Source organism: Pseudomonas fluorescens (genome assembly GCF_000730425.1).
GTDB classification, from domain to species: Bacteria; Pseudomonadota; Gammaproteobacteria; order Pseudomonadales; family Pseudomonadaceae; genus Aquipseudomonas; species Aquipseudomonas fluorescens_X.
Window position 1 is genome coordinate 1623822 of record NZ_CP008896.1, and the last position, 20558, is coordinate 1644379.

Consider the following 20558-nt stretch of genomic DNA (forward strand, 5'->3'; position numbering starts at 1 on the left):
TCAGCGCTGCTCCAGTCGATACCTCAAGAAGCGATGGTCCACGCCAAACAGGCGCCTGTAGGTCAGCAATACCGCCCCCACCGTGCCCAAGGCCGACGATGCGGCAATCAGGAACATGATCACGATCTGGTAGCGCACCGCGTCCTGTGGGCTTTCACCCGCCAGGACCTGGCCGGTCATCATGCCCGGCAGGCTGACGATGCCCACCACCGTCATCTGGTTGAGTGTGGGGATCATGCCGGCCCTCACCGCCTGGCGGATCGCGCCCTGGGCGGCTTCCCAGCGCGAACCGCCCAGGGCCAGGACCATCTCGATGGTGTTGCGCCCGGTGGCCAGTTCCTGGGTCATGCGCTCGATGCCCAGGGACACGCCGGTCAGGGTGTTGCCAAGGATCATCCCGAGGATGGGAATGGCGTACTGCGGCTCGTACCAGGGGTGGATGCGAATGATCGCAAACAACCCCAATGCCGTGACCAACCAGGAGCTGCCCCAGACCGACACGATGCTATCGACCCGCTGGCCCTTGTAGGTGCGCTTGCCCCGGCCGGCCGCCGACAGGCCGGCGATCAGGGTCATCAGGCACATCAGCGGCAGCACGACGTACCAGTAGGCGAACGCGAAGACCCAACCCAGCAGGTAACCAATCGCCAACAGTTGCACGACCGTTCGGATAGCGGCCCAGATCAGTTTGCGCCCCAGGCCCAGCCTTAACAGCAGGGACAACGCGCCATTGATCAGGATCAGTGAGGCCGCGATTGCCAGGTCGGTGGCGCTGAGGTTCTGGTAATTCATGCCTGGCCCACCCCGCTCAACACCCCAGCGTCCATGTGTAACCGCCGCGCGCCCATGCGCTGTGCCTGTGCATGGTCGTGGGATACCCAGACATAGGCATGGGCACTTGCGCTGTCAAACCAGCCACGGACCAGTGCTTCGACTTCACCGGACGAGGCGGGATCGAGGGCTGCGGTAGGTTCGTCCAGCAGCAATACATCCGGATCTGATTGCAGCGTGCGAATCAGCGACAGTACCTGTGCTTCGCCCCCCGACAAATCACCGGCATTTTTCGACAGGAAGCCCGGCGCCTTTCCCGCATGGGCCAGCAAGGCGCAGACCCGCTGCCGATCGAACGCCAGGTGGCGCCAGGTGGTGAGCGAGTAGGGAAAACGCAGGTTGTCCTCCACCGTGCCGTCGAGCAGCGCTGGCCGTTGGGAGAGGTAGCAGACACGGCTGCGATAGGTCGCAATCCGTGCATGGGTCAGCGCCTGGTTGTGCCACAGGACTTGCCCCGAGGTGGGCGCATCCAGCAGGGCAAGGGCCCTGAGCAGGACACTTTTGCCCGAACCGGAGGCGCCGGTGATCGCAACGCGGTCGCCAGGGTACAGGTGAAAATCGGTCGACCGCAGCAACACCGCCTGGTGGCGCTCGTCCAGTCGTACCAAGGCCTTGGCCTCGATCAGGGGAAATTGGCAGTCGGCCATGAACTCACTACTCGGTTGAACACCTTGCAATCAAATACCCCACTGCCTATATTCGCGCAAGGCGCCATCTACGCCAGCATCCGCGCAAAGGGCTGCGCCCAGGACATGACTGAACACTCCATCACGACGACTCCCAACCTTAAAGCGGACAAGGTTTGTATAAGGAGATCGTATGTCGCAACGCCCCGCCGCACCGTCCACTGACGGCCGTATCAACCTTGAGCAGCAGCGCAAGCGCGCCAAGGCGCTGTTGCAGCGCATGAAACAAGGCACTGCGCCCACTGAACTGGCGCTGGTTGCCAAGCCGCCACCGACTCTTTCCGATGCTCAATGGCTGATTGCCCGGCAGTTGGGTTTCAGCAGTTGGCCCAGACTCAAGGCCCATGTAGATGCGCTGGATTTCGCCGCCAGCCATCCCGGTTTCGACGCCAGTGATGAAGCGCGCACGACCCATTGGCGTTGCGGCAATGATATTGCCCATAGCCTGGGTATAGCGGGGTTCAAGGGGCGGTTTCGGATGCTCACGGATCCGTTGTGCATGGGCCCGGTCCAGGCCTTGCCAGGCGAGGCCTACCAAGCGACGCGGGCGCGTTTCATCAGCCAGGCATTTGCCCTGGAACCGGCAGAAGCTGCACGTCGGCTGGCCGACGAGTACACCCATCTTGAAGAACTGCGCAGCGCCGATCACAGCGTGTTGTGGTGCGAAGCGGATGCCTATGACCAGTTGTTCCTGATCCGTGCGCTGGCAGGGCTGGAACATACGCCGGCCAGAGTGGAATTGATCGAAGTCGACCGCATCCCCGGCGTGCAGCGTTTCATCGGCATCGGCCAATTGGCGCCACAGGTCTTGGCCTGGCTCTGGCCTCAGCGTCGGCCGGTTGACGAGCCGATGTGTCAATTGGCGCGGCAGGCGTGGGCGGCCTATTGCGACAGCTCGCCCGTGGCCCTGGCGCTGCTGGCCCGCGACACCCATCCAGCCTTGCCATTGCTGGCCCCGGCACTGCGTCGGCAATTGCTGGAGTTGCCCGGCACGCGGGATGGCTTGTCGCTGACCGAGCGCCTGGCCTTGCAGTATCTGGCCGAAGTCGGCCCGACGCCGTTTGCCCGGGTATTCGCCGAGTTGATGGCCAAGCGTGAGCCCCTGCCCTACCTCGGCGACCTGATGTTCCATGCCCTGATGCGACCGCTGATCGACGGGGCCAACCCTTTGCTGACGGAGTCCGACGCCCATCTGCCATGGCCTGGCCGCCCATTGGCGCTGACGCCGCTGGGCGTCAGGGTGTTGAATGGCAGCGCTTACTGGCCAGACCATGCAAGCCACCCACGCTGGGTCGGTGGCGTGCAGATCGTGCCCGGCCAGCCACACTGGACGCTTGATGACGAAGGCGTGCCGGCCTGGCGCTGCTCAAGGTGAAGCCGCGTCGGCTCAGATGGGTACAACGATGGGCGCGCCGTTCGACGTCATCCTCGATGCCAGGATGCATGTGGAAGAAGACGGCAAAGGATGATAACCGCTCACCATTGGGCCGGTTTCTCATTCGGGAAACCATTGCGCAACGAACGGCAAGCTGGCTGCTATGTCCTCAAGACTTTTTTCCGATGGCCCCCTGTGGTTTCACATCCCTTTCACAGTTGGGTACCTATGGTGATTCCAGCTCCTAGTAAAAACCTTTAAGCCCGCACTCCCCCATCGCGGGCTTTTCTTTGTCGGTAATTTGGCTGGCTGCGAACGGCACACGCTTAACACGCCTGACCCGGCATCAAATCGCCGGGCCAGAAAGTGCAGCTACAGCAATACAGTGGCCAGCATCCCCAACGCCCCCAGGCAAAAGCCGATCAATGCACCGCGCCCAGGAGCCTCGTGGAACAGCGCCCAGACCACGACCGGTTCCAGCAGCAGCAGGGACGTGACGGAGACCACAGTGACGATCCAGATATCACCGACCACCACATACCCCAGCCAATAGGCGCCCAGCAGGCAAAGCCCGGCAAAACACATCACCACCACCGGCATGACGAATGCCTGCCACGAACCGTCACCGGCATGGGCCAGCCTGGCCGTGACGACCTCGCTGTAGATTGCACAAAACTCACCGATCACCATCAACCCTAGAGCAAAAACTCCGAGTAGTTCTTTGGACATATCAAAAACTCCTTCGCATTCAGCGCAATGTTTTTCAGCTCCCAGCGCGCGATGCCGCTAACCAGGGAGTTGTTGCAGTGATACGAAGCAGCCTTGAACAGGCCTGAATTACCGAAGTGCTTTTCCATGCTCATGTCCTTCAACGGGGGTGAGTCTGCGAGGCCTGATCATACGTTCCGCCAAGCCCGCTGAACAACCGGCAACAAGACTCGGGCATGCCGGGGCCTGGGTGCCCGTTGTTATTCGTCCTACGGCGTCATTTTGGATGCATCCATGGTGTTGGGCGAGCCTGTTTCGGCTGCCCATTTGCATGGCGACTAAAAACGAAAGGTGCCCCGAAGAGACAGAAACTGACTGTTATCGCCTCCGGCATCCCGCACGGTTTCTGCTACGTCGTAATATTTATAATCCAGGTCGAGCGTCAGGTTGCTTGAGGCGAACCATCTCAGATTGGCTCTGGCGATGGTACCGATCTCGCGCCCCTTACCCTCGGCGGAGGGCAGCGCAGTCACCATGCCGGGGACGTACACGGCGTCCCCATCACTTTGCCTCCAGGCCTTGAACACTCCCGGCTCGATACGCACCGTAGGCCAAGGCGAGAAAGCCAAAACCGGGCCGACGATAATGACGTTGGAGAGGGTGATCAACGCCGCCTCTCCGTACACCCCGTTGCGTGCAAACAGCGGGTCGAATGTCTCAACCTGTTTGTCCCCTGTTTGCCGGTCGCCACTGGCGGCGTCGACCCGCAATCCCAGGCGCGGGCGCCAGGCAGAGGAAAAGTTGTAGCCACTGTCTGTAGAACCCCCCCAGGCGCGTATACGCCCTGCGGCCAGCGTGCCAGATTGCCCTGCCAAGTCCCAGCTCCAGTCCAGCGCACCGCTTTTTCCGAAGACCCTTGTGCCGAATGTGTAGCGCTGCTCTGGGCCCGTCAGCCCGGCCAAGGTTCTGCGCGCGGTTTCCAGCCCGAAAGCGTAGAGATCCATGTTCCATTGCGACGACAAGGGTAACGTGCCGTAGAGGCCGTAGAATTTGACTTGATTGTTCGACCCATCGTCGAAAGCGTCTTTGCCAATCCTGACTGGACGGACGGCAAAAGCATCCAGCCGGGTACGCTCTGTCCATTCAATGCTCAGGCGCAAGCCATCAAAGGCCTGCCGCACATTCGGCGTTTCCCGGTAAGTGACAAATGCCTGGGCGCCGTACGCCATTTCCTGGCGCCCGAGCCGAGCCGTCAATGCGCTACCACCAAGCTCGAAGCGGCCATCCATGAAGGCCTGCTGTATATCGTTGCGGCTTTCATCTGTCGGCGACGGCGAGTCCTTGCCCCAGGCCCGCGTATTTTGCACCTGAGTAAAAATACGCAATCCCCCGTCAAACAGATGCACGTCAGCATGGGCTTGCAGGCGCTGCATCAACACGGAGTCGTCATTGCTGCCGCGCAAGCCAAAAAACGGCTTTTCAACAGAATCGGCCCGATAACGGATTTCGCCACCCGTTTGCAGCCAGGAAGATTCGGACAGGCGATGAAAACGTAACGCATCAAACGGATCAGTCTGCTTACGCTCATCCTCGAGAAAACGATAATCCTCCATCCAGCGCGGCAGCCCCGGGCGCAACGGGCGCTGTTGTTCCAAGGGGTTGCCCAGCGCAATATCGGCCAGGAGCAAAAGTGACGGTGCCAGCCCGATGAGGCTACTGCCCAACACCAGGTTGGAAGAGGGTCTAGACATCACGGTTGCCAACATCTTCAGGTTCTCTTTTTTATTTTTCTTGGATAGCCGTCAGCGCCCGCCAGAACAACCAGGCGGATCTGCGGCCTCTACAAAGAGAAAGACGCGCCGGTCAAAGCGCGCCTGCTTAGACGGGGTTCACTGAATACAGTGTTCGAAAAGGCAGAACATCTGGCCGTACTTGAAGCGTATCGGCGCCGGAACCACTCCACTGTCCCGGGCGTAGCGGTCCCAGTCGACAGAGAGTTCAGCGACCTTCTTCGGGTTGTCCTGCGCGAGGTCGTTGGCCAACGTCAGATCGCGCTGCCGGTCATACAACTCCCAACGGCCACTGCCGTAAGGCGGCGCCTGTAGCTGCACCACCCATTGCCCGTTGTACAACGCCCGTCGACCGTTGAACTCCCAGCCCAGTACCCGTGGCGCCTGCTCGCGGCCCTGAAGCGCTGCCAGCATCGAACGCCCCTGCAAGGGCAACACCACAGCGCCCTGGTAGTGCTTGGGGTAACTCACTTGCGCCAGCTCAAGAACGGTCGGCAAGAAGTCCTTGGCATGCAGGACCTGCCGATTGATCGTGCCTTTTGCGGTGAGCGCCGGATAACGCACGATTGCCGGCACATGGATCCCGCCGTTGGCAGTGAAGCCCTTGAAATAGGGAAATGGCGTCGCGCTGACCTGCGCCCAGCGTGGCCCCAGTGTCACGTAGGAGCCTTTTCGCCCCATGTTTTGCGGGCTGTTATCGAACGTCGTGTCCACCCACTCCCGGATCCCATCACGGTCAGCCGTTGTCCCCAGGGACTCGGGGGTCGCCGACTCTGGGCCGTTATCAGACATGAATAAAATGAAGGTGTTATCCAACTCGCCTTTTGTGCGCAGGTACTCAAGTACACGGCCAATGTTGTGGTCCATGTTGTCGACCATTGCCGCATAAATCTGCATGGCCTTGGTCTGTTCCTGGCGTTGCGCCTCGGTCAGGTCCTCCCAGGCTGGCAGTTTGTCCTTGAACGGATCATTGGCCGTAGTCCCCGCAGGCACCACTCCCATCTCGATCATTCTGGCCAGGCGCTGCTGGCGTAGCACTTCATAACCCTGGGCGTAGTCCCCCTTGTACTTGGCCAGGTAGGCGTCAGGCGCCTGCAGGGGCCAGTGCGGTGCGGTAAAGGCCAGGTAGGCGAAGAACGGCTTGTCTGCCTGGCGGTCGCGCTCAAGATAGCCCAGCAGCTTATCCGTGTAGAAATCGCTGGAGTAGAACGGCTCGGGAATCGTCGCCTCCTTGCCATCCTCCTGGTACCGGGCCTTATAGTTCCCCGGGAACATCTGGCTCTTGTCCATGTGGCTGGCGCCACCGGGCATCAGGGTAAAGGACCGTTCAAACCCACGGGCGGCGGCATTGCTCTGTGCGGTGGCGCCCAGGTGCCACTTGCCACTCATAAAGGTGTTGTAACCGGCGTCTTTGAGTAACTCCGCCACCGTCACCACGCTGCGGTTCAGCACACCTTCGTACCCGGGTTTGCCCTTCTGCTCCGGTTGCAGGTATTCGGCCATCGTGCCAAACCCTGCCTGATGGTTATCGACGCCGGACAACAACATGGCCCGGCTCAACGAGCAGGTCGGCCCCGCATAGAAATCCCCCAGGCGTACCCCCTCCTGCGCCAACTGCTGCAAGCTCGGCGTGGCGATTTCACCCCCAAAGGGTTGGGTGTCGGAAAAGCCCAGGTCGTCAGCAACAATCAGCAAGACGTTGGGCCGTTTCGCCTCTTCTGCCTGGCTGGCCAGCGACACCAGCGAGAGGAACAACAGCAGAAAAAACCGCGGAAGATTACTCATGAGTTCACCTTATTATTGTTGGTTGTATTGCTCGAAACGGGCCCTCTCGCCATTTGGGAGACGCGCTCAGATATCCAGAACCACTCGATCGCCCACCCGGCGCACCGACACAGGTGCCAGTTGTGCCCCTTTGCAGGGCCCATCAATACAGCCGCCATCCTCAAACCGAAACATCGCGCTGTGATGAGCACACATCAGGATTTTTCCTCGATAGGTACAGAACTCTTGCGGGTGATAGTTGAGCGGAACCGAGAAATGCGGGCAGCGATTGATGTATACCCACACGTCCATCCCCTGGCGCACCGCAACCAGCCCCGAGGGGTGCAGATGCTGATGCTCGGGCAAGCCCAGGGCGCCGCCATCGGCAATGTCCTCCAGTCGGCACAACGTGATGGTTGTCATGCCAGGTCCTGTGGTTGTGGGTTGCCCAAGCTCCAACGCCAAGGGCGGATATGCACAGAGGCAAACAACCCGGACCGAACATAAGGGTCGTCCTGGATGAACGCTTTTACGTCGGCCAGGCTGCCCGCCTCGATGATCAATAACGTGCCGTTCATGTTGGCTCCGCCCTCATCAAGGGTCGGGCCGCCAAACCGCACCACCACCCGATGGCCCTGGCTTGCCCGCAAGTGCGCTTGATGACTGGGGCGCAATCGCTGACGCAAGGCCAGGGAGTCGGGGTGGTCAGAGGCGAATATCGCAAAAAACTGCCCCATGGCTTACTCCGCCTCCATGACGAACTCATAACTCGCACGCTTGAACGGCAGCGCGATCCCCAGGCTGGAGGACAGGTCGTCATGGGTCACCCGCTCTTCATAGATCACCTGCAATGACTGTTTGACGCCAAACACCGCGTCAGACTCCAGGTACGGATCATCCCGATTGAACAAGTGGGTAACCAGTGGGCGATAGCCCGGTTTCTCAATCATGAAGTGCAGGTGCGCAGGGCGCCATGGGTGGCGGTTGGTGGCCTTGAGCATGCGGCCGACGGGACCATCGGTGGGAATCGGATAGCACACCGGAACGATGGTACGGATCGCAAAGTAACCGTCGCCATTGCTGCGATAACAACCGCGCAGGTTGCCCACGGGCTGTGCCGGGTCCTGGCCGGAATACATACCGTTTTCAGCCGTCTGCCACACATCGAGCACGGCGTCGGCCAGGGGGTTGCCATGCACGTCCACCACCCGCCCGCGCACCAGCGCCGCTTCGCCTGGGGTGAACGCCATGTTTTCGCCGAAGGCCCGCTCAGGCATGCCCTCGATGTAGAACGGCCCAAAAACCGTGGTTTGCGTGGCATCGGCGCTGTGTCGGTGGTTGATCGCATCGACCAGCATCGACACACCGAGGGTATCGGACAACAGAATGAATTCCTGGCGCACCAGGCCATCGCACTTGTGCCCGGTTTCCGTGAGGAAACGGATACCGTCCAGCCATTCGCGCTCGGTCAGTTCAACGTCGCGGACAAACCCATGCACATGGCGAACAAGGCTGTGCATGATCTGTTTGAGGCGCGCATCGGGTGTCTTGTCGAAACTGCTCAGCACCTGTCGGGAAATCTGCGCCTCAATATGGGTGTTGTGATCGCTCATTGTGCTTACTCCGAAATGCCTGAGAAAACGCCGCCGATGATCAATCGGCGGGCGCCAGCCCGTCCCTGGCACGCACCAGTAGCGCCTCGATGGGCTGGCGCTCGAACGGTCGCGGATTGTAGTACGGGCTGGCACAGGCGATTTGCGCCGCTTGCGCCGGCCCGTGCTCGGGCAGGCCGATCTCGGCCAAGGCCAGGGGGATCCCCAGTTGCTGGTTCAAGGCGTACAGCAGTGGCCCCACCTCTGCGGCCTCACTTCCCCCCAAGGCACGGGCGGCACGCTGTAAAGGCCCGGCCGCCGCCTCGCGGTTGTAATGCGCGGCATGGGGCAGGACGATCGCGTGGGCCTGAGCATGGGGCAGGTTGAATGTCCCACCCAGGGTATGGCAAAGCTTATGGTGCAGGGCCATCCCCACCGAACCCAGGCAAATACCGGCCAACCATGCCCCATACAGCGCCTGGCCGCGGGCGTGTGGGTCAGTAGGATCCTTGACCACGCCCGGCAAGGCCTGCGCCAGGGAACGAATGGACTCCTCGGCCATAAAGCCGATGATCGGGTTAGCGTCCTCGGCATACAGGGCTTCCACCGCATGGGCCATGGCGTTCATCCCGGAGCATGCAGAGATCTGTGCTGGCAGGGTCAGCGTCAGTTGTGGGTCGTAGATGACGGTCTTGGGTAAAACCCTGGGATCGCGCCCGGTCTTCTTCAAGCGGTTTTCGGTCAGCCCATAAATCGGGGTCATTTCCGAACCTGCGTAAGTCGTCGGCACTGCGACAATCGGCAATCCCGACTCCATCGCAATCGCCTTGCCCAAGCCAATGGTCGAACCGCCGCCAATGGCCACGCAGCAATCGGCATCAAGGCGAGCCGCTTCGATACGGGCCGCTTGCGCCACCTCCAGCGGCACATGCATCACCGCTTTGGGATAGACGCCAGCCGCACGTTCACCGAGCAACGCCGCAACCTGCTCACCCAGCCCCTGTTGTTCAGGCGTGGTGAGAATCAGCGCGCGCCTGGCCCCCAGGCGCTCGATTTCTTGCGCCAATGCCGAGAGTTTGCCCCAACCGAACACCACACGGGTCGGCAGGCTTTGGTATACAAAAGGATTCATGGCAGGCCTCAGCGCTTGAAATGCGGGACGATTTTGGCGTCGATGTTGACCCACACCGAACGGGCTTCGGTGTAATCATGGATCGCTTCAAAACCCATTTCTCGGCCGTACCCCGACTGACCGACACCCCCAAAAGGGCTACCGGGGCTGACGCGCTTATAGCAGTTGATCCAGCACATACCGGCGTGGATGGCATTGGCCATTTTATGGGCTCGGGTCAGATTCTGCGTCCACAAGCCGCTTCCCAGGCCGTACTCGGTGCTGTTGGCGATGGCCAGCGCCTCTTCATCGGTGCTGAAACGCACCACCGTGACGAAGGGGCCGAAAACCTCCTCCTGGCACACTCGGTCGTCGGGCGAGGCCTCGATAACGGTCGGCTCCACATAGAAGCCGTTGGCCAAGGCGGGGTTGTCTGGCGCCTTTCCACCCGCGAGGATTTTGCCGCCCTGCTCTATGGCGATATCGACGTAGGCCAACACGCGGTCGCGGTGCAGTGCCGACGTCAGCGGCCCCATTTCAGTCTCGGGGTCCATCGGGTCGCCGAGGCGGATGGATTTGGCCAGCGCGATAAACCGTTCAAGAAACTGATCAGCAATGTCTTTATGCAGAATCAACCGTGAGCCGGCAATGCAGGCCTGGCCCTGGTTGTGAAAGATCGCCCAGGCGGCGCCGTTGACGGCCGCTTCCAGATTGGCATCTTCAAACACGATATTGGCGCCCTTCCCCCCCAGCTCCAGTTGAATACGCTTGAGGTTTCCCTTTGACGCTTCAACGATCCGGCGCCCGGTCACGGTCGACCCCGTAAAGGCAATCTTGCCGACATCGCAATGCTCCGCCAACGCCTGGCCGGCGGTATACCCGTAACCCGGTACGACGTTAACCACGCCCTTTGGGAAGCCCACTTCGGCCATTAGCTCAACGATGCGCAAGGTCGACAGCGGCGTGATTTCAGAAGGCTTGATGACCACCGTGTTCCCGGCAGCCAAGGCCGGGCCCATTTTCCAGCTGGTGAACATCAGCGGAAAGTTCCACGGCACGATCTGCCCGACCACCCCAATCGGCTTGCGCTGCACGTAATTGAGGAACCCGGCATCCACCGGAATCACCGCGCCTTCGATCTTGTCGGCCATCCCCCCGAAATAGCGGAAACAGGCTGCCGTGCGAGGCACGTCGAGGTTGCGCGAATCACGAATGGGGTGCCCGGTGTTCAGGGACTCCAACTGCGCCAGTTCTTCACCGCACTCCTCGATCCTGTCCGCCAGTTTGAGCAACAAGCGCCCGCGCTCGGCAGCCCCCAGCGCCTGCCAGGCAGGAAACGCACGCTTGGCCGCGGCGACCGCAAGCTCGACGTCCGCAGCTTCGGCGCCAGCCACGCGAGTAATCAACGAACCGTCATGGGGCGACACCACGTCAATCGTACCGCCGGCGACCGCATCCACGAATCGGCCATCAATATAGAGCTGATTTTGCATAATACTTTCCTCTCACCGCGCCAATGGCACAGCGTCTAGCAACTTGATTCTGGAGGGCATCGCCCGGCGGACGCCGGGCATGGCGCGCAGTCTTAGAACTCGATCGGGTAAGGCTTGAGCTCGCCGCTTTCGTAGCGTTGCGGCAAGTTCGGTGTCGCGTTTTCCCACACCAGCAACATTGAGCGCTTGGTCGAATAGCCCTGGTGACGAATGTCTGCCGGCATGGCGCAGATGTCGCCGGCACGCATGGTAATGCGCGCGCGTGGATTGCCGTCCGCCTTGTCACCCACGTCCCAGAGAATCTCATCGGATAGCTGCAGGAACCACTCGACGCGATCATTGCCATGGAATATCGGCAGGATGAATTCTTCGGTGGTCGGGCAGAACAGGCTGGCCTTGCACACCGAGGTCACTGACGGATTCCAGGTGACATCGGAACGCGACAGGTACTTGAACAGGCTGAAGGCGTGCAACTCGCCTTCGAAACCCTCAGCAGCATGAACGTGCGGCTCATCCTGAGCCACGTCGATAAACTGGCGATTGATCGGCAAATCGTTACGTAGCGGCGAATCATCCTTCAGCCCGGGCATGCGCTTGGTGGCGATGCGAAAACGATCGATGGCTTCGATGTTGTCGCCGTTCTTGCGACCGAATGCCGTGCCGGTTTCTTCCGGTGCCGCGAACGGATCGAAGGTGGCATTGGTCCAGTCCCGCAGGATGGCCTTGAAGGTCGCCATGATCAGCGGCGTTTCAAAGTTTTCAGTGTAATTGACGCCTGCGGCCTTCAGCGTGCCATTGAACGTGCCAGCGTACAGGTCGACTTTTCCGTAGTAATTGCGGGTGCCGATGACATGGTCGAAATTGACCCAGCCGTAGAAGAAACCCCAGGCCACGTCTCGCATCATGGCGCGCAAAAAGGCATCGATCGGCATCAGATGTGAACGGGTCTGACCTTTGGCAGGCCAGGTGATACGGGCAAAGTACTCATCGCGCGACAGTTCGAAGGCACCGAGCTGGAACGCACAATAACCGGTGACAGGATGGGGAACGCTGACCTGGACTTCGTCGTCGGCAAAGGATGGGGTATCGGCAGCATTTTCAAGCATGGCCATGACGGGACTCCTCTTGTTTTTCTGATGGTTCTTGTCACAAGGCAACAGCGTTGATCACCGCAAGCAGATGTCTGCCCATTTCTCGACCGACAACGGCCCTTTGATGGTCTGCTGCAGAATCACGCCCGGGCGGCTGCTATCGAAGCGATACGCCGTGCCTGCCGGCAACACGCACTGGTGGCCACGACTGAGCTGCACATAGCCCATCGGTTTGCCGGCCGGCAGCTCACCGGCCAACCGCGTGCCCTCGCCTGCTTGCAACGGCACATCGAGCTTGAGGAAATCCACCCGGACTTCGCCGTCCATGACAATGGCGAATTCATCATGGGCTGCCGTGAACCAAGGCGACTGACCTTCGGCACGCAGCGTCTCAATGACGTAATCGAGATTGAGACCGACGACAACTTTTTCATAGGGGAGGGATTTTTCTGCCACCTCGAAAATATTCGAAAAGGCGTAATGACTGGCCTGGCCACTGATAATTTCAACCGACCCTTTGCAGTAATTGTCCAGCGAGCCGAAGACTGTTTCGATTGCAGCGCTACCCATGGTTTTCACCGTCTTGTTGTAGTAACAGTGAGCCAACAATACGTCGCACATCCCTGGGGAACAATGACAGGGTCGACGACAACAGTGTTTGCGAAACGCGAACAATGCCCCGCTTACGCCTCGTTCAACAGACCCAGCCACGTTCCAGCAAAGGCTTGTCCCAGCAGGGTTCGCCACCGAAGCTTTCCACCAGAAAATCGATCAGTGTGCGCACCTTCAAGGCCCGGCGCTGGGTGGCCGGATAGACCGCCGAAAAATTGAAGGATGACAGCGCATACTCAGGCAAGACAGGAATCAACCGGCCACTGAGCAGGTCATCACTTGCCACCAGTGTCGGCAAGCAGACAATGCACACCCCGGTCGCCGCATAGTCGCGCAGTAGATGAACCGAATTCGAACGTACCTGCCCCGGCAGGCTCAGCTCCACTTGCTCGCTATCACCCGTGAAGATCCAGCGGTTGCGTGACGGGTAGCCTTCATACAACGCGATCTTGTGTTGCAACAGCTCTTGCGGGTGCTTGGGCACACCGAACTCGGCGGCATAATCGGGTGACATACAGAACAATCGGCGGACGCTGAACAGCTTGCGCTCGATCAGCGTCTCGGCCATCGGCGGGAACATCTGGAACGCCACATCGAAGCCCTCTTCAATCGGGTCCACTACCCGATCGTTGACGATGACGTCGACCTCAATGTCCGGGTACAACCGCGTGAACTCGGCCAACAGCCTGCCAAAATGACCGATGGCAAAGCCAGGCAACATCTGCACGCGCAATTTCCCGGTGGGCTTGGCGCGCAACTCACGCATGTGTTCGGTCAGCGAGTTGAAACTCGCGACCATGTCCGCACATTCCTTGTAGTACGTCTCGCCCACATCAGAGAGCCGGACATGCCGTGTACTGCGATGGAACAGCGGCGCATTGATGAACTGCTCCAACTGTTGAATGCGATGGGTGATGACCGAGCGGGTCACCCCCAGTTGCTGAGCAGCCTTGGCGAAGTTTCCGGTTTCGGCAACACGCACAAAGGCTTCGACACTGAGTAAACGGTCCATAAGGCAAGTTCTCTGGATGTTTTTGTTCTTATAGGAGCTGCGAGGTTAGCCTTTCGATCCCTCGCACTCCACATCCCTGACAACCTGCTACGGGCGACCCCGGACAGATAAGCGCCGCTGCATCGGGAAAACCTGCCAGCCCAAGCGTTCGCTGATCACCCCCCACACGCCTTGCGGCGCCTTGAGCATCATCACCACTGCAACCAGGCCCAGGATAATCATATAGAGGGCTCCGTATTGCGCCAGGCAGCCACGTAATAGAAAGTAAATCAGCGTACCGATCAAGGGCCCTTCCAGGGTGCCGATGCCGCCAATAATGACGATAAAGATCACCACCGCTGTCCAGTCCTGCAGGCTGAACGCGGCGTCCGGTGAAATGCGCAGTTTCTGCAGAAAGATCAGGGCCCCGATCACGCCCGTGCAACCTGCAGCCAACACATACACCATCAGCTTGACCCGGAAGGTATTGACCCCCAGGCTGCCGGATGCCGGCTCGGAATCACGAATTGAGGCCAAGGCCAGGCCCTGCCGGGAACGCAGCATAAAGAACACCACCGCCACCGCAGCCAGCGCAATGGCCAGCGCGGTGAAGTAGATCAGCATCTCGCGCTCCTCCCTATCGCTGCCGATCTGCCGCACGATGGACGCGGACAGGCTTTGCCCGGAGCCCCCACCGAAAAGGCTTATCTGCGCCAACCCCAAGCGAAAGGCTTCTGCCACCACCCAGGTACCGATCGCGAAATAGGCGCCGCGCAGCCGAAATACGATCAACGCCGTGGGAATTGCCAGCAAGGCGACCAACACCCCCGAGAGCAGAACCGCGAACAGTGGCGGCACACCAGCGTGCATGGACAACATAAACAACATATAGCCGCCGAGACCAACGAACGCCTGCTGCCCGACCGAGACCAGGCCTGCGTAACCGGCCAGCAGATTCCACATTTGCGCCAGCGCCAGGTAATAGGCGAACTCGATGATCAGTCGCAGGCTAGATCGGTCGGCCCAGAACGGCGCACTGATCAACACCACAACAAAGATGCCCAGCAGGGACAGCCCGATGAGGCTGCTGGTGGAGTTTCTTTGCACTCGATAGTCCGGCGCAGAATCATTCAGGGCATTCATCAGTCGACACTCCGGGGGAACAGGCCACGCGGGCGCACGACCAGGATCAGCAGAAACACAAGATGGCCGGCAAGGATTTGCCAACCAGGATCGATTTTGGCGCCCAGAGTCTGAGCCACGCCGAGAATCACCCCGCCGGCCAGGGTGCCCCATAGGCTACCCAACCCGCCGATGATCACCGCTTCAAAACCATACAACAGCCGCGCCGGCCCTACCGTGGGGTCGAAACTGGTGCGAACCGCCAGAAAGACCCCGGCAATCGACACCACTGCCATGGCCAGCGCCATGGCCAGGCCAAAAATATGCGCGTTGTTGACCCCCATCAGACGTGCCGTTTGCTGATCATCAGAGGTGGCACGAAACGCTCGACCGAGTGCAGTCCTGTAGAACAGCAACTGCAAGCCGCCAATGATCAACAAGGCGCTGCAAAACACGATGAGCGGCATCACCCCCAGGCTCAATCCGCCCACACTGACACTGGCGACGTCCAGGTCGCCCTGGGACAGCTTCTGGCTGTCGGCACTGAAAAACTCCAGCAGCATGTTCTGCAAGATAATCGACAAGCCAAAGGTCACCAGCAACGGCGGCAGAATATCTTGGCCGAGCGTCCTGTTAAGCAACAACCGCTGTAGCAGATAGCCGAAACAGAACATCAAGGGCACCACGATCAGCAAGCTCGCCAGGGGGCTGAACCCCAGATGATTGACCACCAGCAGCGCCAGGTACGAGGCCAGTACGATGAAGTCGCCATGGGCGATATTGACCAGGCGCATGATGCCGAACATCAACGACAGCCCAACTGCAAACATCGCATAGAGGCCACCCAGCAACACACCTTGAAGCAGAGCATTGAGCCATTCCATAACTAGATCCCGAAATACGCGGTTTTGATTTGTGCGGTGTCCGCCTCTGCAGGGCGGCCGGTCAGGGATACGCGCCCTTCCTGGAAGCAATAGAAGCGGTCGCAGACACTCAGCGCCTGATTGATGTCCTGCTCCACCAGGATCACCGTGGTGCCGTCAGCCTTGATCGAGGGCAACGCCGCATAGATGTCCTTGATAGTCGTCGGCGCCAGGCCCAGGCTGATCTCGTCGCACAACAGCAGAGAGGGGTTGGCCATCAAGCCCCGGCCAATCGCAACCATTTGCTGCTGGCCGCCGGACAGTGCTGTACCGGGACGCTCGCGCAGCGGCTCCAGCACCGGGAACAATTGATAAATCCGTGCCAGCGTCCAGGGGCCGGGACGCCGGCTGTAGGCACCGATCAACAGGTTTTCCTCGACGCTCAATGACGAGAACAGCTTTCTACCTTCCGGCACCAGGGCAATCCCACGTTCAAGCACCTGATTCGCCGCCAGATCCCCGATGGCCTGATCCTTGAACCTAATGGCGCCGGGGTGATTCTTGATAAGTCCGGCCAGCGACCGCAGGAATGTCGACTTGCCCGCACCGTTCGATCCGATGATCGCCACGGTTTCGCCTTGTTCCAGGGTCATGCTGATCTCGAACAGCGCTTGAAAGTCGCCGTAACCGGCACAGAGTTTTTCGACGCACAGCAAGTTTGAAGAGACCGGCATATTTCAGCTCCCGATGCCCATATAGATGTTCTGGACCAGGGGATCGGCCATCACGCTACGCGGCTCCCCTTCGGCCAGCTTGGCGCCGAAGTTGATCACGACCAGACGGCTGACCACCGCCAGCAACGCATGCACGATATGTTCGATCCAGATGATGGCGATGCCGGCCTTGTGAATGCCCTGAATGGTTTCCACCAACGCCAGGCATTCCGGTTCGGTCAGTCCACCGGCGATTTCATCGAGTAACAGCAACCGCGGCCGAGTCGACAAGGCGCGGGCCATTTCCAGGCGTTTGCGATCGAGCAATGTCAGTGATCCGGCCATCACGTTGGCCTTGTGTATCAGCCCCGTCAGCTCCAGGATCTGCGCACACTCTAGGTTGGCGTCCTTGGACTTCAATCGCCCACCGAAGGTGGCACCGACCAGCAAATTCTCGAACACCGTCATTTTTACGAACGGATGCGGGATCTGGTGGGAGCGGCCAATACCTTGGTGGCACCGTTTGAACACTGGCTCACGGGTAACGTTACGGCCTTCGAAATGGATCGTCCCGCTGTCGGCCGCTACGCCGCCGGCAATCAAGTTGAACAGAGTACTTTTACCTGCACCGTTGGGACCGATGATGCCAAGGGCCTCACCCGGCTGTAGGGTCAGGCTCATCGCGTCCGTCACCTTCACCGCACCGTAGCTTTTGTTCACGTCGTTCATGTGTAGAAGTGGCTGTTGCATGGCGCACCCGCTTTTGTTGGAGCGATTAGTACGTAATGGCCTGCATTTCGCCGCCCAACGGGATGCCCGGTGCGGTGGCATTGCTGGTCACGATCAGGTCGTAGGTGTTGTCCTTGCCCAAGCGCCACTGGCCGCTGACCAACGGAGTCTTGGCGACGTTCTTCACCGGTCCACCCTGCCAATTGATCGGCCCGACCACGGTGTTGAGGTTGGTCTTGACCAGGGCATCACGGACCGCGCGCGGGTTACCGATCTCCTCAGTGCGCTTGAGGATGTCCACTGCCAGCTCGAACAGGGCATGCACGAAACCCAGTGGTTGCGTCCATTGTTTTCCCGTGGCCTGGGTAAAATCCTGAGCCAACTGCCCGGCACTGGCGCCAGTCAACGAAGAGCTGAACGGATGCGTCGGACTCCACCAGATTTCGGTCGACAGATTGTTACCGGCCTTGCCCAGCGCCTCGACCGCCGTGGGAAACAACAGTGCCTTGCCGACCGACAACGCTTTGGGCTTGAAACCTTGCTGACGAGCCTGCGTCCAGAAGGTGCTCAGGTCGGGTGGAATGACCACCCCCGTCACGATTTCAACGTTGGCTTTTTTGAACGCAGCGATCTGCGCCGAAAAATCATCCGTCAGGCTTTGAAAACGCCCTGGATCGATGAGTTGGAAGCCCTTCTGTGCCAACACCGGTGGAAAGCCCAACTTGGCGTCACCCCAGGCATTACCGTCGCCATCGTTGGGGAACAGACCGCCGATGACTTTGTTGGTCTGCATGCCACTCCACATCGAGGTGTAAGTACCGATCACATCTTCCAGCCCCCAGAAAAAGTGATAGGTCCACTCGAACCCTTGATCCAGCTTACCGCCACGGGTAAAGAACCACGGCTGCCACGGGGCGACCGTGGAAATACAGGGGACTTCGTTGATCTCACATTGGTCAGAGACCGGATTGGTGGTTTCCGGCGTTGATGACACCAACATCAGATCCACCTGATCCGACAGAATCAGCTCACTGGCCACCTCTGCCGCACGGTTGGGGTTGGATTGGCTGTCCTTGACGAGAACCTCCAGACGATACGTCTTGCCGGAGACATCGATCGTATTTTTCAACACCTGCTTGAGCGATTCGATGATGTAGTTATCGGCCGCCGCAAAGGGCGCCAATGGGCCGGTTTGTGGGCTGACATAACCAAGTTTGATGACCCGCTCACTGCCCAGGGCGAAGGTGAATGGCATGCTCGCCAACATCGCCCCACCCGCGGCAGCGCCGGTAGTGCGCAGGAAATCACGGCGCGAAAAGTCTCGGCCAAACAGATTTTTATCATTATTGTCTGCCATGTCGTACTCCAAAACGGCTGCGAATCAACAAAGTGCGGGCGCTCAAAAACGCAGCGTGTGGGTCATGCCAACACGCAGGATCAGGTGCCTTGCGAAAGTGAGCGGTTTAGAAAAAAAAGCTGATGTCGAAGGATGCGACCAGTTGCGAGTTCTTTTCCCCGTCAGCGTAGGCATCGCGCCCGGGCCCGGAATGAAGGTCGTAGCGCAGCTCCGGTCTCAAACGTACATTGGGTGTCGGCGTCCAGGCCAAGTTGGTGGTTACACCGTAGAAGCTGCCCCACGTCGGGTCGGGAATCCCGGTCTGCGGGTCAATATTTGCCATCATCACGTGTACAGGCGCGTCGGTGTAAAACCACTCGGCTCGGCTGTTCCACATCAGGTTTTCGCTGAGCGTGTGGTACCAGTTAATGTCGGCCCCATACCAGGTGGCATCTTTCTTGTTGGCGAACCTGGCGAAGGCGCCCTGCTCCTGTTTACCGTAGTTCAACTCAAGTGCCACACGATTGTTCGGATCGAGCACCTGCGAGAGTGTCAAGTAAGAAGCCAGGCGCTTGTAGTTGTCATCTTGGGTACCGGCTGGCAACGGCGAGCCACAACCGCAGTCGGCAAAACTATCACCGGCACCATTGCCGTAGATGTTTTCCCAATCGATCCAAGTACTGAAATCCGCTGAACGCCAGCGCACATTTGCAATGACATCAGGATCACCGTTGGGGTCCTGCAGGTTGTTCCAGCCCTGGACCACCCCCAATTCAAAACCCAACATACTTTCCCCTGGGGCCGATGGCAGCTTGAACGAGTAAAGTGCGCCGGCATGCTTGGCTGGGCCGTGCATAAAGGAATAGGTGTGGGAGTAGAAGTCGCTCGGCGCCGGGGATGGCAATGCAAAGCCGATTTCATTTTCCAGCGGCGTATGGAAAATCCCGATCATCAGGTCGGAACCACCGAGCACCGGGAAGTAAAAATCAAGATAGGCTTGAGCGACGGTAAAGGCTTCATCTTCAGGCTTGTTGCCACGATTGGCATTCAGATCCTCGTCCCAGCCGTAGGTCTTGAAGTAGCGTGCGTCCTTGCCATAAAGCGCCGTGACATTAAAGCCCCAGTCAGCCTCTTGCGGCATGTTCCCCGGAAACGGTCCGACACGACCCAGCACATTACTTTTGGGCTTCTTTTCCACCGCTAAGGCGAACTGGTTGAGGTTGATGCCTTCGTCAGAGGTGAAAAAGCTTTGTTTGCTGACGTCATCCGTGCCGTTGTTGTTGTAGCTCACGCCAATCTGTCCCCAGCCGTAGACCTTAATGCCATGTTCGCGCTCAAGGCTGTCACCGAAGGTTCCACGGACTAACGAGCCCATAGGGTCCTGCGCTGCGAATGCCATTAACGGGAATACCGCATTAACTCCCAGGATGGGGGTGAACAAAGTTGCCGCACATACCCACGCTCGAATACTCATGCTGGCCTTCCTTATTGTTATTAGAAGCCAATTCTGCGAAAAAAAGTAAGGCTCCGGAGCCAGCGTTACTGAACCATCCTCGGGCCTCACCCGACAAATCACAGCGGTTTGGTTGCATGTCAGGCTACAAGCCCCCCATTGCACCAACAATTCTCTTCTCAGCGACTACAGTGTTTGCGAATTCAGAACAATCGAATGCGCTCTTCAGTTCCGCAGCCGGGCCGTGGTGAGACGAGGGGGGAATGAGTGATCCAGGCGGCCTGCCACAATCAGTGAC

The 20558-nt window shown here is 59.4% G+C and carries 21 protein-coding genes; 1 reads left to right on the forward strand and 20 read right to left on the reverse strand.

The window, feature by feature from the left end; genetic code table 11:
* Nucleotides 1-792 (reverse strand): ABC transporter permease, encoded by a 792-nt coding sequence (locus tag HZ99_RS06860; protein ID WP_038441978.1) that lies wholly within the window; start codon nucleotides 790-792, stop codon nucleotides 1-3.
* A complete protein-coding gene (locus HZ99_RS06865; RefSeq protein WP_038441979.1) occupies nucleotides 789-1478 on the reverse strand; it encodes an ABC transporter ATP-binding protein in 690 nt (229 codons plus the stop codon). The genes HZ99_RS06860 and HZ99_RS06865 overlap by 4 nt, the downstream gene beginning before the upstream one ends.
* A 172-nt stretch (nucleotides 1479-1650) precedes the next feature.
* On the opposite strand from HZ99_RS06865, the gene HZ99_RS06870 reads away from it, so the two are divergent.
* Complete coding sequence (locus HZ99_RS06870; RefSeq protein ID WP_038441980.1) at nucleotides 1651-2892, forward strand: DUF1835 domain-containing protein; 1242 nt, start codon at nucleotides 1651-1653, stop codon at nucleotides 2890-2892.
* 372 nt (nucleotides 2893-3264) lie between these two features.
* Here HZ99_RS06870 and HZ99_RS06875 read toward each other — a convergent pair whose 3' ends face one another.
* The 18 genes from HZ99_RS06875 to HZ99_RS06955 form a co-directional block, all read right to left on the reverse strand.
* Nucleotides 3265-3582, reverse strand: a complete 318-nt coding sequence (locus tag HZ99_RS06875) for a hypothetical protein (protein WP_038441981.1) — start codon at nucleotides 3580-3582, stop codon at nucleotides 3265-3267.
* 5 nt (nucleotides 3583-3587) lie between these two features.
* Entirely contained in the window at nucleotides 3588-3749 is a 162-nt protein-coding gene (locus tag HZ99_RS28975; protein WP_181883222.1) for a hypothetical protein, read from the reverse strand.
* A 189-nt stretch (nucleotides 3750-3938) separates the two neighbouring features.
* Nucleotides 3939-5366: an alginate export family protein gene (locus tag HZ99_RS06880; protein WP_051903097.1), complete on the reverse strand. Its 1428-nt coding sequence runs from the start codon at nucleotides 5364-5366 to the stop codon at nucleotides 3939-3941.
* 123 nt (nucleotides 5367-5489) lie between these two features.
* On the reverse strand, nucleotides 5490-7175 hold the full coding sequence (locus HZ99_RS06885) for an arylsulfatase (protein WP_038441982.1): 1686 nt from the start codon (nucleotides 7173-7175) through the stop codon (nucleotides 5490-5492).
* A gap of 66 nt (nucleotides 7176-7241) precedes the next feature.
* Nucleotides 7242-7577 carry a Rieske (2Fe-2S) protein gene (locus HZ99_RS06890; protein WP_038441983.1) on the reverse strand — a complete coding sequence of 112 codons (336 nt, stop codon included), beginning with the start codon at nucleotides 7575-7577 and terminating at the stop codon, nucleotides 7242-7244.
* A complete protein-coding gene (locus HZ99_RS06895) occupies nucleotides 7574-7891 on the reverse strand; it encodes a YciI family protein (protein ID WP_038441984.1) in 318 nt (105 codons plus the stop codon). The genes HZ99_RS06890 and HZ99_RS06895 overlap by 4 nt, the downstream gene beginning before the upstream one ends.
* 3 nt (nucleotides 7892-7894) lie before the next feature.
* A complete protein-coding gene (locus HZ99_RS06900; protein ID WP_038441985.1) occupies nucleotides 7895-8767 on the reverse strand; it encodes a dioxygenase in 873 nt (290 codons plus the stop codon).
* 40 nt (nucleotides 8768-8807) lie between these two features.
* Nucleotides 8808-9878, reverse strand: coding sequence for a maleylacetate reductase (locus tag HZ99_RS06905; protein ID WP_038441986.1), 1071 nt, complete (start codon nucleotides 9876-9878; stop codon nucleotides 8808-8810).
* Between the two features lie 8 nt (nucleotides 9879-9886).
* Nucleotides 9887-11350 (reverse strand): aldehyde dehydrogenase family protein, encoded by a 1464-nt coding sequence (locus tag HZ99_RS06910; protein ID WP_038441987.1) that lies wholly within the window; start codon nucleotides 11348-11350, stop codon nucleotides 9887-9889.
* A 92-nt stretch (nucleotides 11351-11442) separates the two neighbouring features.
* Nucleotides 11443-12462 (reverse strand): hydroxyquinol 1,2-dioxygenase, encoded by a 1020-nt coding sequence (locus HZ99_RS06915; RefSeq protein ID WP_038441988.1) that lies wholly within the window; start codon nucleotides 12460-12462, stop codon nucleotides 11443-11445.
* A gap of 54 nt (nucleotides 12463-12516) precedes the next feature.
* Nucleotides 12517-13011, reverse strand: coding sequence for a hypothetical protein (locus HZ99_RS06920; RefSeq protein ID WP_038447973.1), 495 nt, complete (start codon nucleotides 13009-13011; stop codon nucleotides 12517-12519).
* A gap of 124 nt (nucleotides 13012-13135) precedes the next feature.
* Nucleotides 13136-14065 (reverse strand): LysR family transcriptional regulator, encoded by a 930-nt coding sequence (locus HZ99_RS06925; RefSeq protein WP_038441989.1) that lies wholly within the window; start codon nucleotides 14063-14065, stop codon nucleotides 13136-13138.
* Between the two features lie 87 nt (nucleotides 14066-14152).
* Complete coding sequence (locus HZ99_RS06930; protein WP_038441990.1) at nucleotides 14153-15187, reverse strand: branched-chain amino acid ABC transporter permease; 1035 nt, start codon at nucleotides 15185-15187, stop codon at nucleotides 14153-14155.
* Complete coding sequence (locus tag HZ99_RS06935) at nucleotides 15187-16050, reverse strand: branched-chain amino acid ABC transporter permease (protein ID WP_038441991.1); 864 nt, start codon at nucleotides 16048-16050, stop codon at nucleotides 15187-15189. The genes HZ99_RS06930 and HZ99_RS06935 overlap by 1 nt, the downstream gene beginning before the upstream one ends.
* 2 nt (nucleotides 16051-16052) lie before the next feature.
* Complete coding sequence (locus HZ99_RS06940; protein WP_080727772.1) at nucleotides 16053-16745, reverse strand: ABC transporter ATP-binding protein; 693 nt, start codon at nucleotides 16743-16745, stop codon at nucleotides 16053-16055.
* A 21-nt stretch (nucleotides 16746-16766) separates the two neighbouring features.
* Nucleotides 16767-17492 (reverse strand): ABC transporter ATP-binding protein, encoded by a 726-nt coding sequence (locus HZ99_RS06945; RefSeq protein WP_038441993.1) that lies wholly within the window; start codon nucleotides 17490-17492, stop codon nucleotides 16767-16769.
* Nucleotides 17493-17517: 25 nt separating this feature from the next.
* Nucleotides 17518-18828, reverse strand: a complete 1311-nt coding sequence (locus HZ99_RS06950) for an ABC transporter substrate-binding protein (protein ID WP_051903099.1) — start codon at nucleotides 18826-18828, stop codon at nucleotides 17518-17520.
* 106 nt (nucleotides 18829-18934) lie between these two features.
* On the reverse strand, nucleotides 18935-20281 hold the full coding sequence (locus tag HZ99_RS06955; RefSeq protein WP_038441994.1) for an outer membrane beta-barrel protein: 1347 nt from the start codon (nucleotides 20279-20281) through the stop codon (nucleotides 18935-18937).
* Between the last annotated feature and the right edge of the window lie 277 nt (nucleotides 20282-20558).